The sequence below is a fragment of the Rathayibacter sp. PhB127 genome (assembly GCF_003751665.1).
Classification (GTDB): Bacteria; Actinomycetota; Actinomycetes; order Actinomycetales; family Microbacteriaceae; genus Rathayibacter; species Rathayibacter festucae.
On the sequence record NZ_RKHW01000001.1, the window covers coordinates 429,436 to 445,289 of the forward strand.

Consider the following 15,854-nt stretch of genomic DNA (forward strand, 5'->3'; position numbering starts at 1 on the left):
CGCCACGCGGCGCGCAAATCGGCTCAGCCCTGCGCGCGTCGCGCAGGGCGGCGCTCGGCGCCGGCCGGGGCGGAGCTGCTGGAGCCCGAGCCGGTGCTGTAATACGAGCGCGAGCCGCCCGAGGTGGTCGCTGCGGCGGCGGAGCGGCCGCGGCCGCCGCGCTGTCCGCCGCGAGCGGCGCCGTCGGAGCTGCCGCCGGTGCCGCGGCGGGGACGGTCGGAGCCGGCGCCGGCGGGAGCCGCCGAGCGCTCGCCGCGTCCGCCGCGGGGGGCGGTGCCGCCGTCGGTGCGTGCGGCGCGCTTGCGCTGCGCGTTGGCGCCCTGCGAGCGGCCGCCCTGCGACTGGCCGCGGACGGGCTCGACGACGGCGGTCGGGGTGACGTACGCCGCGACGTCGCCGACGAGCTTCGACACGGCGGCCGAGTCGGCGGTGACGAGCTGCGGGGTGACCTGGATGGCGGCCTTGCGCAGGAGCGTCTTCACGTCGCCGCGCTGGCTGGGCAGCACGACGGTGACGACGTCGCCCTCGCTGCCGGCGCGGGCGGTGCGGCCCGAGCGGTGCAGGTACGCCTTGTGCTCCATCGGCGGGTCGACGTGGATGACCAGCTCGACGTCGTCGACGTGCACGCCGCGGGCGGCGACGTCGGTGGCGACGAGCACCTTCACGGTGCCGGCGCCGAAGGCGGCGAGGTTGCGGTCGCGGGCGACCTGCGAGAGGTTGCCGTGCAGGTCGACGGCGGGGATGCCCTGGCCGGTGAGCTGCTTGGCGAGCTTCTTCGCGTGGTGCTTGGTGCGCATGAAGAGGATGCGGCGGCCGGTGCCGGACGCCAGGGTCTTCACGAGGGCGTTCTTGGCGTCGAGGCCGTCGACCTCGAAGACGTGGTGGGTCATCAGCGCGACCGGCGAGTTGGCCTCGTCGACCGAGTGCAGCACCTCGTTCTGCAGGTACTTCTTGACGAGCTTGTCCACGCCGTTGTCGAGCGTGGCCGAGAACAGCAGGCGCTGTCCGCCACGGGGGGTCTTGTCGAGGATGCGCGTGACGACGGGCAGGAAGCCCAGGTCGGCCATGTGGTCGGCCTCGTCGAGCACGGTGATCTCGACGGCGTCGAGGTTGACGAAGCCCTGCTTCATGAGGTCCTCGAGGCGGCCGGGGCAGGCCACGACGATGTCGACGCCCTGCTTGAGCGCGCCGACCTGGCGCTGCTGTGAGACGCCGCCGAAGATCGTGGTGGTGACGATGCCGTAGGCGTCGGCGAGGGGCTGCATGGCCGCGGTGATCTGCGTGGCGAGCTCGCGGGTCGGCGCGAGGATCAGGCCGAGCGGGCGGCCCGGGCGGCGGCGTCCGCCGGCGAGGGCGCCGCCGAGGCGGGCGACCATCGGGATGGCGAACGCGAGGGTCTTGCCGGAGCCGGTCTTGCCGCGGCCGAGCACGTCGCGGCCGTTCAGGGTGTCGGGGAGAGTGTCCACCTGGATCGGGAACGGCTCGGTGATGCCGTTCGCGGTCAGGGCGGCGACGAGGGGTGCGGGGACGCCGAGAGCGGCGAAGGTGGGGATGGTCGACATGGATGGTGCCTTTCGGGGCATCATGCCGATCTGACAGCGCAGGCGGGTGGCCGGGCGCGGGTGATCGGCTGTTCGGGCGAAGGTGACGGTGGTCACATCCGTTCGCCGTACGAAGCGGTGCGCGCGGCCGGGGGCCTCATGCACGTGCGCCAGATGGTCGGGATCCAGAGGGATCCGCAACGGAAAATGGGCGTTCTACGACGCGGGGGAGCGCAGTCGTCGCGCTCGCACCCTTCCACCCTAGTGGGTGCCGATCCATCCCCGCATGGTCGACTGCACGCGGGAGCCGTCGAGGTCGGCCAGCTTCAGACCGACGAAGTCCCGCGCCCAGTCCGAGGTCTGCACCCGGAAGGGCGGCTCCGGGTCGCGCAGGGTCTGCAGGATCACCGCGGCCACATCGGCCGGCTCCTGGGCGTGGGTGGAGGAGAAGGCGGAGGCCGTGCGGTCGAGGTAGGCGCCGAGCGCGCCGGCGTAGGGGCCGGCCTCAGCCATCAGGGCGGAGGAGTCGATGCCGACGTTCTCGACGAAGCTGCTGCGGACGGCGCCCGGCTCGATCAGCGAGACGTGCACGCCGACGGCCGCTGCGACGGGCGCGAGCGCCTCGAAGAAGCCCTCGATCGCGAACTTCGCGGCGCAGTAGTCCTCGTTGAAGGGCTGGCCGACGGCGCCGCCGACGCTCGACACCGTCACGATCCGACCGCGCGAGGAGCGCAGCAGCGGCAGCGCGGCGCGGGTCACGGCGACCGTGCCGAAGAAGTTGACCTCCATGACGCGGCGCAGCTCCGCCGGGTCCTCGAGCTCGGTGATGCCGATGTGGCCCGCGCCGGCGTTGTTCACCAGGACGTCGAGCCCGCCGTGCACGGCCTGGATCCGCTCGAGGCAGGCGGTGACGGAGTCGGCGTCGGTGATGTCGAGCTCCTGCACGTCGAGCTCCACCCCGGCCCCGCCGATCGCCTCGCGGAGTCCGTCGGCGTGCTCCACGTCGCGGACCGTCGCGACCACCTGCCAGCCCGAGCGGGCGGCCTCGATCGCTGTCGCGCGGCCGATGCCGGTCGAGGTTCCGGTGACGAGGAGGACGGGTCGGGGCATGCTGATTCCTGCTTTCCGGCGCGGGGGCGCGCCGCCCGGAGGTTATCGGCGGAGCCTCCGAGAACGGTCAGCATCGGCGGGCGGGATCTCGATACGCCCTCTGCGAGGGCTGCTCGATCAGCATGTCGCCGCCGCGTCAGCCCTTGTAGCGCTCGCCCACCGGCACCTCGACCGGCAGGGTGCTGCCGGCCTGCGCGAGCGGGCAGGCCCAGGCCGGGTCGTACGCGCAGGAGGGGTTGTAGGCGAAGTTGAAGTCGAGCACGAGCGTCGACGGCGTCGCGCCGGTGCCGAGATCGGCGCCCTTCACGGTGTCGAGCAGGTAGCGGCCGCCCCCGTAGGTGCCACCCGGCGTCCCGGCCAGCGCGTCCTTGACGGGCACGAAGAGCCCGCCGCCGTAGGAGCCGAGCTTCCAGACGTCCAGCGTCCCTGCGGAGGGGACCTCGACGGTTCCGACGAGCTCGAACGGCACGACGCCGTCCGTCCCGGTCTCCACGTCCATCCGCCGCGCCTCCTCGGCCGGCGCGACCTCGAGCTCGAACCGCCAGGCCGCGTCGTACGGCGCGATCGGCAGGGAGCGGAAGTGCGCCCGGTCGGCGGGCAGCAGGGGAGTGGCGGGGTGGCGGTCGAACAGCGCGTTGCGCGCCCGGATCCACGACGCGTGCGCGGCGAGCAGGTCGACGTTCGAGAGGCGGCGGACCTCGGCGTACATCGCCTGGACGTGGCGGCGCCAGTCGGCGACCTCGATGGCGGAGGCGAGCCGGCGCCGCGGCGACACGGCGTCCTCGTCCTCGCTGCCGTCGTCCTCGCCGGAGGGCCAGCGGAAGCGCAGCAGGTCCGCGCGGGACAGCTCGACGGCCTCCTCGGCCGATCCGTCGGGGCTCACGGTGCGTCCTCCCCTCGGGGGCGGGTATCGGCGCCGACGTCGTGCCGCCAGGTCGGCGCCAGGGCGCGGATGCGGATCCCGCGCCACTGCCAGAACGCCCACATCGACGGCCAGAGCGCCGGCGAGGCGAGCCCGGCGCTGAACTCCAGCCGGTCGCGGAAGAGCGTCCGCCCGTCGGGGAGCGGGGCAACGGCCATCCGGTGGTCCCACGCGGTGATCAGCCGCAGCGCGCCGGAGAGCGGAGCGCCGTTGTCGCGGAGGATCCGGACGTCGGGCATCGACGGGACACGGCGGTAGGAGAGGTCGATCTCCTGCGCGCCCATCGGCACGATCCCGAGGGCGTCCATCGCGACGTCGTGCGGCCCGAGGCCCCAGGTCGGGCGGAAGCCGCCCTCGTCCAGGGACGCGGCGGTCAGGAACGGGGACATCACCTCGCGGAACACGGCGGGACTCTGCAGGGCGCGCCAGGCGGAGTCGGGGTCGGTGTCGAGCACGTGCTTGAGCATCACCTTCACGGGGTCCATCCTCCTCCGGGTTCTCCCGGGCGGGAACCGGGTGCGCGCCGGGCCGCGGGCGTGTAGGCACCGGGAGCGGTCGGTACCGTGGAGGAGTGAACGCCGCGCTCCCCGACTCCGACCGCACCGCCGCCGCCCCGGCCGCCGCCCTCGACCAGGGGTCGTACCAGATCCGCTTCGAATGGGGCGCCCGCGGCATCCGGGCCCTCGCTCCCGCGCACATCACCGTCCTGGTCGACGCGCTCCCCGGAGGAGCGGACGTCGCCATCGACTCCGACGGGATCGACGGCCACGTCGTCCGCGCCGGCCTGGCCGACCGCACCGCCGTGGCCCGCTGGATCCTCGAGCGCCAGCACGAGAACGGCGGCCGGACCAGCGTCAACGTCGTCGCCGTCGGCGAGCTCGACCCGAGCGGCGAGCCGCGCTTCGCCGTCGAGGACCAGCTGGCCGCCGGCGCGCTGATCGACGCCCTGATCGGGCTCGGCATCGACCACGTCTCACCCGACGCGGCCGTGGCCTCGGCCTCCTACGAGGGACTCCGCCGGGCCTGCGTGCACCTGCTGACCGCCTCCGCCACCGGACGCCTGCTCACGGCGCAGGGCCGCGGGGCCGAGATCTCCGCCGCCGCCCGCGTGGACACCGTCGACGCGGTGACGGTCCTTCGCTCCCCGCGCTGACGGACCGGGCCTGAGCGTCTCCGCAAGGGGTGCGGCCGCGCTCGACCCGCGGGGCCGGAGCGGCGTAGCGTTCCCCGGGAGCGGAGGACCGCCTCCGCCGATCGTCTCCGCGACAGGAAAGCTGGCCCGAATGAAAGCCGTCCTCAACGACGTCGTCATCGCCGACGCCCCCGACTCCGATCTCATCTCCATCGAGGGCAACTGGTACTTCCCGCCCACGAGCGTGAACAACGACTACCTGGTGCCGAGCAGCACCCAGTACACCTGCCCGTGGAAGGGCGAGGCCCAGTACTACGACGTGAAGTCCGACGACGGGATGCTGAAGGACCGCGCCTGGTCCTACCCCACGCCCTACCCGACCGCGTTCGACCGCGTCGGCAAGGACTTCTCGGGCTACCTCGCGTTCTGGAAGGACGTGAAGGTCGTCGACTAGCCCTCGCCGCGGTCCGCGCGCTCGGCGCTCCGGCGCCGGTGCGCGCGGACCTTCGCCCGATTGCCGCAGCGCTGCATCGAGCACCAGCGCCTGGAGCCGGCCCGGGAGGTGTCGAGGTAGAGGATGCGGCAGTCCTCCGCGTCGCAGCGGCGCAGCCGCCCCGGAGTGCCGCCGCCGAGCAGGTCGACCGCCTCGCGGGCGAGGGTCGAGAGCGCCTGCCGCGCCGCCGCGTGCGAGCGGCCGGCCTGGCGCGAGCCGCCGGAGAGCGACGGCGGCACGTCCGGCATCGCGGCGAAGAGGTTGACGACGTCGACGTCCGCCGGGTCGCCCACGGCACTCCGCTCGGCGGCGACCGCCAGCCGCGAGACCGCGCCGCGCAGCATCAGCGCGTCGTCGAGCCGGGCGTCGCGGGCGGTGGCGTCGACGGCGTCGAAGCGCTCCGCGAGCCAGGCCGCCAGGGCCTCGTGGGAGTCGAGGCGCTCGCCGGGGATCCCGCGGAGCGGCCCGGTGCAGGCGAAGTCGAGCGCGATACTCCCGGAGTCGAACCACCAGCGCAGCCCGCCCGCGTCGACCAGCCACTGCCCGGTGCTCGGCACCCGGCCGCGGACCACGCGGTGCGGTGCGCCCTCGCTCACGCCGAGCGCTCGCTCGCGGCCGGTCGTGCCGGCACCTCGCGGCGCCGCCACTCGATCGCGTTCGCGGCCTCGAAGCGCCGGGCGCACTTCCCGCAGGCCAGCGGCCGGCTCGGGCGGCGGTGCCGGTAGAAGAGGTGCCCGCTCGGGCAGCTGCCGACCCACGGGGCGAGCTCGTCCGCGGTCGGATTGCTGTGCGTGCGGTCGCCGGTGTAGCCCAGTGCCGTCGCCGCCCGCCGCCAGGCCGGACCGTGGCCGGCCTTCGGGCCGGCGAGCGCGTGCGCGACCTCGTGCAGCAGGGTCTGGTGCACCTCCTCGTCGCTCCACCGGGCGGCGAGGTGCCGCGAGACGGTGATGCGCCGGTCCTTCCAGTGGCAGGCGCCGCCGCGGGTGCGGGCGTGATCGAAGGCGAAGCTCCACGAGGCGTCCAGGTGCTCGCGCAGCAGCGCGTCCGCCCAGCGGGCGACCTGGTCGAGCTCAGCCATCGGTCGGATCGGCTCCGGGGCTCAGGCCTCGTCGCCCTCGGCGCGGCGGCGGCCGCGCACGGCGCCGTCCGCCCGGGGGCCGCGGGTCGACTCGTCCTGGACCTCGGAGGCGGCGGCGAAGCCGAGGCGCGCGACCTCGAGCTCCTCCTCCTCCACGCCGACCCGCTCGCCGAGCGCGGTCGCCGCGTCGAAGTCTCGCGCCGCCTGGCTGTACTCGCCGCTCTCGAAGAGCGCGAGCCCGCGGTGCTTGAGTGCGAAGGAGTGCTCGACGTGCCACTCGTGCGTGCGCGCCTCCTCGACGCAGAGCGTCAGCTCGGAGAGCGCCTCGTCCGAGCGGTCGCGCAGCTGCATGAGGCGTGCGCGGCGGACGCGCGCGGTGAGCAGCTCGGCGCGGTCGCCGGAGAAGCGGGTGCGGCGGACGGCCTCGGTGGCGATGTCCCAGGCCTCGTCGAGGCGGCCGAGCAGGCGCAGCAGCTCGGCCTTCTCGGTGAGCGCGGCGAGTGAGCGCAGCGCGCCGATCTCCTCCAGGCGGTCCTGGGCGGCGTCGACGTCGATCTCCTCGCGGAGCGTCGCGGGGTCGTGGCGGATGATGATGCTCAGGGCGGTTCTTCCTCGTGGATGCGGATCCGGATCGGCGCACGCGGCGGCGAGAGGACGGAGGGGGCTCTGGCCCCCGTCCACTGTACGGGCAACCGGGCCGGGGCGCCCGGCCCGGGCGCGCGGGGTCGAGGTCGGCCCCGGCGACTCTCCTCAGCCCCGGCGGACCTGGAAGATGCTGCGGGCCGGCAGCGGCGAGGGCGTGGCGGTGTCGTCGGTGACGACCGAGGCGCCGCCGAGGAAGTTCTCCAGCTCGCGCCCCTGCACCAGCTTCGCGGGCGCGGGATCGGAGGCGAGCCGCCGCGGCAGCCCGTCCACCGGCAGCGGAGAGGGCGAGGCGAGCATCACCACGTTGCCGAAGCGCTTGGCCTTCAGCATCTGGGTGTCGGTCATGATCGCCGTGTGCGCGAAGACCGCCGCGAGCGTGGCGGCCTGGGCGCGGGCGAAGGCCAGCGCCCCGCCGTCGGCCACGTTGACCGCCACGACGCCGGTGGGCGCGAGCAGCGGCGCGATCTCGCGGTAGAACTCGGCGCTCGTGACGTGCGCGGGCGTCCTGGCCCCGGAGAAGATGTCGACCACCACGACGTCGACGGTGCCGAGCAGCCCCGGCGGCAGCTTGCCGAGCACCTCGCGGGCGTCGCCCTGGCGGATCCGGATCTGCGCGCCGCGGGGCAGCGGGAGCGCCTCCCGCACCAGGTCGACCAGCGCCGCCTCGATCTCGACGACCTGCTGCCGCGAGCCGGGCCGCGTCGCCGCCACGTAGCGGGGGAGGGTCAGCGCGCCGGCGCCCAGGTGCAGCGCCGTCACGGCCTCGCCCTCGGGCGCGAGCAGGTCGATCGCGTGGCCGATCCGCCGCACGTACTCGAAGGAGAGGTGCGTGGGGTCGGCGAGGTCGACGTGCGACTGCGGCGTGCCATCGACGACGAGGGTCGCCGCGTCGGCGGAGTGCCGGTCGGGCTCGATCTGCGCGAGGAACCCGCTGGCGAGCACGGCGCGGGGGTGCTCGGAGTCGTCGCCGCGTCGGCGACCGGTGCGTTCGGCCATCCGACCAGTCTGCCGTGCCGCGCAGGAGGGGAGGCGGAGGGGAGAGGCGGAGCGGCGGAGCGGGAGAGGCGGGGAGGGCGCGGCCCTCGACCCGGCCGTATACCCGAGGCCCGTGCCGGACGCAAGCACCTGCACTTGCGCGGCGTGGCGCAGTGCATCTATAGTTGTACTTTGCGCTCCCGAGTGCCGAGTCGTCATATTGCGGTCGACCAGCCATCGGAACCCGGCATCAGATGGTGGATGCCGATGCCACACTCTAGCCCCCGCCCCGAAGGCCGCGTCAAACCGGTCGCTTCGTCGCTGCGGCCGCGTCACCGCGGTCACGGAACGGGGGGCAGGACGTGTCGGCCCGCCCGGCGGGAGCCCACTCCACACATCCCACAGATTGAGACCCGCGAGGGTCTACGGAGGTTCCTTCCTTGGCTGCTGCGCCCAACGCAACCACCACCTCACCCAAGAACGGACGCGGAGCTTCGCGTCTCTCGTTCGCCAAGATCAGCGACACCCTGACGGTTCCGGATCTGCTCGCGCTGCAGACCGAGAGCTTCGACTGGCTCGTCGGCTCGGAGGCGTGGAAGACCCGCGTCGCCGAGGCGAAGGCCGTCGGCCGGGAGGATCTCCCCGCCAACTCCGGACTCGACGAGATCTTCGAGGAGATCTCCCCGATCGAGGACCTCAGCGAGACGATGCAGCTGAGCTTCACGAACCCGTACCTCGAGCCCGAGAAGTACACGATCGAGGAGTGCAAGGAGCGCGGCAAGACCTACGCCGCTCCGCTGTACGTCGAGGCCGAGTTCATGAACCACCTCACGGGTGAGATCAAGACCCAGACGGTCTTCATGGGCGACTTCCCCCTGATGACCGAGAAGGGCACGTTCATCATCAACGGCACCGAGCGTGTCGTCGTGTCCCAGCTCGTCCGCAGCCCGGGCGTGTACTTCGAGCGCCAGCAGGAGAAGACGTCCGACAAGGACATCTACTCCGCCCGCGTCATCCCCAGCCGCGGTGCCTGGCTCGAGTTCGAGATCGACAAGCGCGACCAGGTCGGCGTCCGCATCGACCGCAAGCGCAAGCAGTCGGTCACCGTCTTCCTCAAGGCCCTGGGCCTGACGAGCGAGGAGATCCTCGAGCAGTTCGCCGGCTACGAGTCGATCGAGCTGACCCTCGAGAAGGACAACATCCTCACCAAGGAGGACGCCCTCCGCGACATCTACCGCAAGCTCCGCCCGGGCGAGCAGGTCGCCGCCGAGGCCGCCCGCGCGCTGCTGGACAACTTCTACTTCAACAGCAAGCGCTACGACCTCGCCAAGGTCGGCCGCTACAAGATCAACCGCAAGCTCGGCATCGACAAGGCGCTCTCCGACTCCGTGCTCACGGTCGAGGACATCATCGCGACCATCAAGTACCTGGTCGCGCTGCACGACGGCCGCACCAACCTGCCCGGTGTGCGCGACGGCGCCGCGGTCGACCTCCGCCTCGACGTGGACGACATCGACCACTTCGGCAACCGCCGCATCCGCGCGGTCGGCGAGCTCATCCAGAACCAGGTCCGCACCGGTCTGTCCCGCATGGAGCGCGTCGTCCGCGAGCGCATGACCACGCAGGACATCGAGGCGATCACCCCGCAGACCCTGATCAACGTCCGCCCCGTGGTGGCCGCGATCAAGGAGTTCTTCGGCACCTCGCAGCTGTCGCAGTTCATGGACCAGAACAACCCGCTCGCGGGTCTGACCCACAAGCGCCGCCTGTCGGCGCTCGGCCCCGGCGGTCTCTCCCGTGAGCGCGCCGGCGTCGAGGTCCGCGACGTCCACCCGTCGCACTACGGCCGCATGTGCCCGATCGAGACCCCGGAAGGCCCGAACATCGGCCTGATCGGCTCGCTCGCGTCCTTCGCGCGCATCAACTCGTTCGGCTTCATCGAGACCCCGTACCGCAAGGTCGTCGACGGCGTCGTCACCGCGCAGATCGACTACCTCACCGCGTCCGAGGAGGACGAGTACCTGGTCGCCCAGGCGAACGCCCCCCTCACCTCCGACATGCGCTTCGCCGAGGGCAAGGTCCTGGTCCGCCCCAAGGGCGGAGAGGTCGAGCTCGTCGACGCCGAGCGCGTGCACTACATGGACGTCTCCCCGCGCCAGATGGTGTCGGTCGCGACCTCGCTGATCCCGTTCCTCGAGCACGACGACGCGAACCGCGCGCTCATGGGCGCGAACATGCAGCGTCAGGCCGTCCCGCTGCTGCGCAGCGAGTCGCCCGTCGTCGGAACCGGCATGGAGGGCTTCGCGGCCATCGACGCCGGCGACGTCATCACGGCCGACAAGGCCGGCGTGGTCCAGGAGGTCTCCGCCGACTCCGTCACCGTCCAGCTGGACGAGGGCGGCACGCAGACCTACTTCCTGCGCAAGTTCGACCGCTCGAACCAGGGCACCTCGTACAACAACCGCGTGGTCGTCTCCGCCGGCGAGCGCATCGAGGTCGGCGAGATCGTCGCCGACGGTCCCGCGACCGAGAACGGCGAGCTCGCGCTCGGCAAGAACCTGCTCGTCGCGTTCATGCCGTGGGAGGGTCACAACTTCGAGGACGCGATCATCCTCAGCCAGAACCTGGTGAAGGACGACGTCCTCTCCTCGATCCACATCGAGGAGTACGAGGTCGACGCCCGCGACACCAAGCTCGGCAAGGAGGAGATCACCCGCGACCTCCCCAACGTCAGCCCGGAGCTCCTGGCCGACCTGGACGAGCGCGGCATCATCCGCATCGGCGCCGAGGTCCGCCCCGGCGACATCCTCGTCGGCAAGGTCACGCCCAAGGGCGAGACCGAGCTCTCGGCCGAGGAGCGCCTGCTCCGCGCGATCTTCAACGAGAAGAGCCGCGAGGTCCGCGACACGTCGCTGAAGGTGCCCCACGGCGAGCAGGGCACGATCATCGGCGTCAAGGTGTTCGACGCGCAGGACGGCGACGACGAGCTCGGCTCGGGCGTCAACCAGCGCGTGGTCGTCTACATCGCCCAGAAGCGCAAGATCACCGAGGGCGACAAGCTCGCCGGCCGCCACGGCAACAAGGGCGTCATCTCGAAGATCCTGCCGGTCGAGGACATGCCGTTCCTCGCCGACGGCACCCCGGTCGACATCGTGCTCAACCCGCTCGGCGTCCCCGGCCGGATGAACTTCGGCCAGGTCCTCGAGATCCACCTCGGCTGGATCGCGAAGCAGGGCTGGAAGGTCGAGGGCAAGCCCGAGTGGGCCAAGCGCCTGCCCGAGCACGCCCGCGAGGCCGCTCCCGGCACCAAGGTCGCCACCCCGGTGTTCGACGGTGCGGCGGAGGAGGAGCTCGCAGGGCTCCTCGACTCCACCACCCCGACCCGCGACGGCGAGCGCCTGATCGGCTCGTCCGGCAAGACGCAGCTGTTCGACGGCCGCTCGGGAGAGCCCTTCCCGGACCCGGTCTCGGTCGGCTACATGTACATCCTGAAGCTGCACCACCTCGTCGACGACAAGATCCACGCGCGCTCGACGGGCCCGTACTCGATGATCACCCAGCAGCCGCTCGGTGGTAAGGCGCAGTTCGGCGGCCAGCGCTTCGGCGAGATGGAGGTGTGGGCCCTCGAGGCCTACGGTGCCGCCTACGCGCTGCAGGAGCTCCTCACCATCAAGTCGGACGACATCCTCGGCCGCGTGAAGGTGTACGAGGCCATCGTCAAGGGTGAGAACATCCAGGAGCCGGGCATCCCGGAGTCCTTCAAGGTCCTCATCAAGGAGATGCAGTCCCTGTGCCTGAACGTCGAGGTCCTCTCGGCCGACGGCACCGCGGTCAGCCTGCGCGACACGGATGACGAGGTCTACCGCGCCGCGGAGGAGCTCGGCATCAACATCTCCTCCCGGTTCGAGTCGTCCTCCGTCGACGACATCTGATCCCGCGCCAGCATCTGACGACTCCCCGTCTCTGACGAGACACCCTGTTTTCCGACAAGGAGAAAACATTGCTCGACGTAACAACTTTTGACGAGCTGCGCATCGGCCTCGCGACGGCCGATGACATCCGTCGCTGGTCGCACGGTGAAGTGAAGAAGCCCGAGACCATCAACTACCGCACCCTCAAGCCCGAGAAGGACGGTCTGTTCGGCGAGCAGATCTTCGGACCCTCGCGCGACTGGGAGTGCTCCTGCGGCAAGTACAAGCGGGTCCGCTTCAAGGGCATCGTCTGCGAGCGCTGCGGCGTCGAGGTCACCAAGTCCTCGGTCCGCCGCGAGCGGATGGGCCACATCGAGCTCGCCGCCCCCGTCACCCACATCTGGTACTTCAAGGGCGTCCCCTCGCGCCTCGGATACCTGCTGGACATGGCGCCGAAGGACCTCGAGAAGGTCATCTACTTCGCGGCGTACATGATCATCGACGTGGACGACGACGGCCGTCACGCCGACATGCCCGGCCTCGAGAACGAGCTCCGGCTCGAGATCAAGACCCTCTCGGACCAGCGCGACTCCCGCATCGCGGACCGCCTGGCGCGCCTCGAGACCGACCTCGCCGCCCTGGAGGCGGAGGGCGCGAAGAGCGACCAGAAGCGCCGCACCAAGGACGGCGCCGAGAAGGAGATGGGCCAGATCCGCAAGTCCTTCGACGAGGACATCGCGCGACTGGAGAGCGTGTGGGAGCAGTTCCGCACCCTGAAGGTCGGCGACCTCAAGCCCGAGGACGCCGTCTTCAACGAGCTCGTCGACCGCTACGGCGTCTACTTCGAGGCCTACATGGGCGCCGAGGCGATCAAGAAGCGCCTCGAGCAGTTCGACCTCCAGGCCGAGGCCGAGACGCTGCACCTGCAGATCGCCGAGGGCAAGGGTCAGAAGAAGATCCGCGCCATCAAGCGCCTGCGCGTCGTCAACTCGTTCCTCGCCACCGGCAACTCGCCGGCCGCGATGGTCCTCGACGTGGTCCCGGTCATCCCGCCGGAGCTGCGCCCGATGGTCCAGCTCGACGGTGGCCGCTTCGCCACCTCCGACCTGAACGACCTGTACCGCCGCGTCATCAACCGCAACAACCGCCTCCGCCGCCTGCTCGACCTCGGTGCCCCCGAGATCATCGTGAACAACGAGAAGCGCATGCTCCAGGAGGCGGTCGACGCCCTCTTCGACAACGGCCGCCGCGGCCGTCCCGTCACCGGTACCGGCAACCGCGCCCTGAAGTCCCTGAGCGACATGCTCAAGGGAAAGCAGGGTCGCTTCCGCCAGAACCTGCTGGGCAAGCGCGTCGACTACTCGGGCCGCTCGGTCATCATCGTCGGACCGCAGCTCAAGCTGCACCAGTGCGGTCTGCCCAAGCAGATGGCGCTCGAGCTGTTCAAGCCGTTCGTGATCAAGCGCCTGATCGACCTGTCGCACGCGCAGAACATCAAGGCCGCCAAGCGCATGGTCGAGCGCTCGCGTCCGCAGGTCTGGGACGTGCTCGAGGAGATCATCCGCGAGCGCCCCGTCCTGCTCAACCGCGCGCCCACCCTGCACCGACTCGGCATCCAGGCCTTCGAGCCCCAGCTGGTCGAGGGCAAGGCGATCCAGCTGCACCCGCTCGTCTGCGCCGCGTTCAACGCGGACTTCGACGGCGACCAGATGGCCGTCCACCTGCCCCTGTCGGTCGAGGCCCAGGCCGAGGCGCGCATCCTGATGCTCGCCTCGAACAACATCCTCAAGCCCTCCGACGGCCGCCCGGTCACCCTGCCCACGCAGGACATGATCATCGGCCTCCACCACCTGACGACCATCCGCGAGGGTGGCGCCGGTGAGGGACGCGCGTTCTCCTCCGTCTCGGAGGCGATCCTCGCGAAGGACCAGGGCTCGCTGCACCTGAACTCGAAGGTCCGCATCCGCATGTCGGACGTGTACTTCGCTCAGGGTCAGACCCCCGAGGGTGTCGAGATCGACGACAAGGGCAAGGTCACCGCGCCCGTCCTCCTCGACACGACGCTCGGCCGCGCCCTCTTCAACGAGGCGCTGCCGGTCGACTACCCCTACTTCGAGCAGGTCGCCGACAAGACGACCATCTCCGGGATCGTCAACGACCTCGCGGAGCGCTACCCGAAGGTGGAGGTCGCCGCCTCGCTCGACCGCATCAAGGACGCCGGCTTCTACTGGGCCACCCGGTCCGGTGTCACCGTCGCCCTCTCGGACATCCTCACCCCGCCCTCGAAGCCCGTCATCATCGCGGGCTACGAGAAGAAGGCGGCCAAGGTCGAGTCCGAGTACGACAAGGGTCTGACCACCCAGGCGGAGCGCCGCCAGGAGCTCGTGAAGATCTGGACCGAGGCGACCGACGAGGTCGCCAAGGCGATGCGCGCGAACTTCCCGATCGACAACACGATCAACCGCATGGTCACCTCCGGTGCCCGTGGTAACTGGCTGCAGGTGCGCAACATCGCCGGCATGCGCGGCCTGGTGAACAACCCGAAGGGCGAGATCATCGCCCGTCCGATCATCTCCTCGTACCGCGAGGGACTGTCGGTCGCCGAGTACTTCATCGCCACGCACGGTGCCCGCAAGGGTCTGGCCGACACCGCGCTCCGCACCGCGGACTCGGGCTACCTGACGCGTCGACTCGTCGACGTCTCGCAGGACGTCATCATCCGCGAGGACGACTGCGGCACGACCAAGGGCCTCGACCTGCCGATCATGCTCCAGGACGCCACCGGCGCCTGGATCCAGGACTCCAACGTCGAGAACTCCGTCTACGCCCGCTCGCTCGCCACCGCGGCGACGAACGAGGCCGGCGAGGTCGTGGCCGAGGCCGGCGAGGACGTCGGCGACGTCCTCATCGAGAAGCTGGTCGGCGCCGAGGTGCGTCACATCAAGGTGCGCTCGGTCCTGACCTGCGAGTCGGCCGTCGGCGTCTGCGCGGCCTGCTACGGCCGCTCGCTCGCCACCGGCAAGCTCGTCGACATCGGAGAGGCCGTCGGCATCATCGCGGCCCAGTCGATCGGCGAGCCCGGCACGCAGCTCACGATGCGCACCTTCCACACCGGTGGATCGGCCTCGGCCGACGACATCACGCAGGGTCTGCCCCGCGTGCAGGAGCTCTTCGAGGCCCGCACCCCCAAGGGTGCGTCGCCCATCGCGGAGGCCGCCGGTCGCATCACGATCGAGGACACCGACCGGGCCCGCCGGGTCATCCTCCAGCCGGACAACGGCGACGAGGCGGTCATCTACCCGGTGCTCAAGCGCTCGCAGCTCCTCGTCGAGGACGGCCAGTCGGTCGTGCTCGGTCAGCAGCTGCACGTGGGAACGGTCGACCCCAAGGAGGTCCTGCGCGTGCTGGGCGTCCGCGAGGTCCAGAAGCACCTCGTCGGCGGCGTCCAGGGCGTCTACCGCTCGCAGGGCGTCCCGATCCACGACAAGCACATCGAGGTCATCGTCCGGCAGATGCTCCGCAAGGTCACCGTCGTCGACCACGGCGACACCGACCTGCTGCCGGGTGAGCTCGTCGACCGCTCGCGCTACAGCGAGGTCAACCGTGCGGCTCTGACCGAGGGCAAGCGGACCGCGTCCGCTCGCCAGGAGGTCATGGGCATCACCAAGGCCTCGCTCGCGACCGAGTCGTGGCTGTCGGCCGCGTCCTTCCAGGAGACCACCCGCGTCCTGACGCAGGCGGCCATGGAGGGCAAGCGCGACCCGCTGATGGGCCTCAAGGAGAACGTGATCATCGGAAAGCTGATCCCGGCCGGAACGGGTCTGCCCCGCTACCGGAACGTGTCGGTCGAGGCGACGGAGGAGGCGAAGGCCGAGCGGTACCCCAATCGCATCTTCGCCGACGACGCCGCGTTCAGCGACGCGGACCTCTCGTTCGTCGACTTCGACTCGTTCTCGAGCGACGGCTACGAGCCCGGCAACTACAGCTGAGCACGGTCTGAGTGACGAAGGGCCCCGCCGGGAGACCGGCGGGGCCCTTCGTCGTCCG

At 71.2% G+C, this 15,854-nt stretch carries 12 protein-coding genes; 4 read left to right on the forward strand and 8 right to left on the reverse strand.

Translation table 11 applies throughout. The annotated features are described in order from the left end of the window. Positions 1-23 precede the first annotated feature (23 nt). The 4 genes from EDF22_RS02095 to EDF22_RS02110 all read right to left on the reverse strand — a co-directional run bounded on the left by EDF22_RS02095 (position 24) and on the right by EDF22_RS02110 (position 4,058). A complete protein-coding gene (locus EDF22_RS02095; RefSeq protein WP_123702068.1) occupies positions 24-1,562 on the reverse strand; it encodes a DEAD/DEAH box helicase in 1,539 nt (512 codons plus the stop codon). Positions 1,563-1,802: 240 nt separating this feature from the next. Then, positions 1,803-2,651: an SDR family oxidoreductase gene (locus EDF22_RS02100; RefSeq protein ID WP_123702071.1), complete on the reverse strand. Its 849-nt coding sequence runs from the start codon at positions 2,649-2,651 to the stop codon at positions 1,803-1,805. A 136-nt stretch (positions 2,652-2,787) separates the two neighbouring features. Then, positions 2,788-3,360 (reverse strand): DUF1684 domain-containing protein, encoded by a 573-nt coding sequence (locus EDF22_RS02105; protein ID WP_123704621.1) that lies wholly within the window; start codon positions 3,358-3,360, stop codon positions 2,788-2,790. A gap of 170 nt (positions 3,361-3,530) precedes the next feature. Further along, positions 3,531-4,058, reverse strand: coding sequence for a hypothetical protein (locus EDF22_RS02110; RefSeq protein WP_243586244.1), 528 nt, complete (start codon positions 4,056-4,058; stop codon positions 3,531-3,533). A gap of 86 nt (positions 4,059-4,144) precedes the next feature. Here EDF22_RS02110 and EDF22_RS02115 point away from each other — a divergent pair, with 86 nt between their 5' ends. Both EDF22_RS02115 and EDF22_RS02120 read left to right on the forward strand, forming a co-directional pair. Continuing rightward, on the forward strand, positions 4,145-4,726 hold the full coding sequence (locus EDF22_RS02115; protein WP_123702073.1) for a 2-phosphosulfolactate phosphatase: 582 nt from the start codon (positions 4,145-4,147) through the stop codon (positions 4,724-4,726). 130 nt (positions 4,727-4,856) lie between these two features. After that, the gene (locus tag EDF22_RS02120) at positions 4,857-5,159 is read left to right on the forward strand and encodes a DUF427 domain-containing protein (RefSeq protein WP_123445021.1); all 303 of its coding nucleotides are present in this window, start codon (positions 4,857-4,859) and stop codon (positions 5,157-5,159) included. Here the strand turns inward: EDF22_RS02120 and EDF22_RS02125 are convergent. From EDF22_RS02125 to EDF22_RS02140, 4 genes are all read right to left on the reverse strand, one after another. After that, a complete protein-coding gene (locus EDF22_RS02125) occupies positions 5,156-5,794 on the reverse strand; it encodes a CGNR zinc finger domain-containing protein (protein ID WP_260302662.1) in 639 nt (212 codons plus the stop codon). The genes EDF22_RS02120 and EDF22_RS02125 overlap by 4 nt on opposite strands. Further along, positions 5,791-6,276 (reverse strand): SprT-like domain-containing protein, encoded by a 486-nt coding sequence (locus tag EDF22_RS02130; RefSeq protein WP_123702075.1) that lies wholly within the window; start codon positions 6,274-6,276, stop codon positions 5,791-5,793. Before EDF22_RS02130 ends, EDF22_RS02125 begins: the two co-directional genes overlap by 4 nt. 21 nt (positions 6,277-6,297) lie before the next feature. Then, positions 6,298-6,957, reverse strand: coding sequence for a hypothetical protein (locus EDF22_RS02135; protein ID WP_185038672.1), 660 nt, complete (start codon positions 6,955-6,957; stop codon positions 6,298-6,300). Between the two features lie 69 nt (positions 6,958-7,026). Beyond that, on the reverse strand, positions 7,027-7,917 hold the full coding sequence (locus EDF22_RS02140) for a spermidine synthase (protein ID WP_123445023.1): 891 nt from the start codon (positions 7,915-7,917) through the stop codon (positions 7,027-7,029). A gap of 419 nt (positions 7,918-8,336) precedes the next feature. Here EDF22_RS02140 and rpoB point away from each other — a divergent pair, with 419 nt between their 5' ends. Both rpoB and EDF22_RS02150 read left to right on the forward strand, forming a co-directional pair. Next, positions 8,337-11,828: a DNA-directed RNA polymerase subunit beta gene (rpoB, locus tag EDF22_RS02145; RefSeq protein WP_123702077.1), complete on the forward strand. Its 3,492-nt coding sequence runs from the start codon at positions 8,337-8,339 to the stop codon at positions 11,826-11,828. Between the two features lie 68 nt (positions 11,829-11,896). Then, positions 11,897-15,796 carry a DNA-directed RNA polymerase subunit beta' gene (locus tag EDF22_RS02150; RefSeq protein ID WP_123445025.1) on the forward strand — a complete coding sequence of 1,300 codons (3,900 nt, stop codon included), beginning with the start codon at positions 11,897-11,899 and terminating at the stop codon, positions 15,794-15,796. The last annotated feature ends 58 nt before the right edge of the window (positions 15,797-15,854 follow it).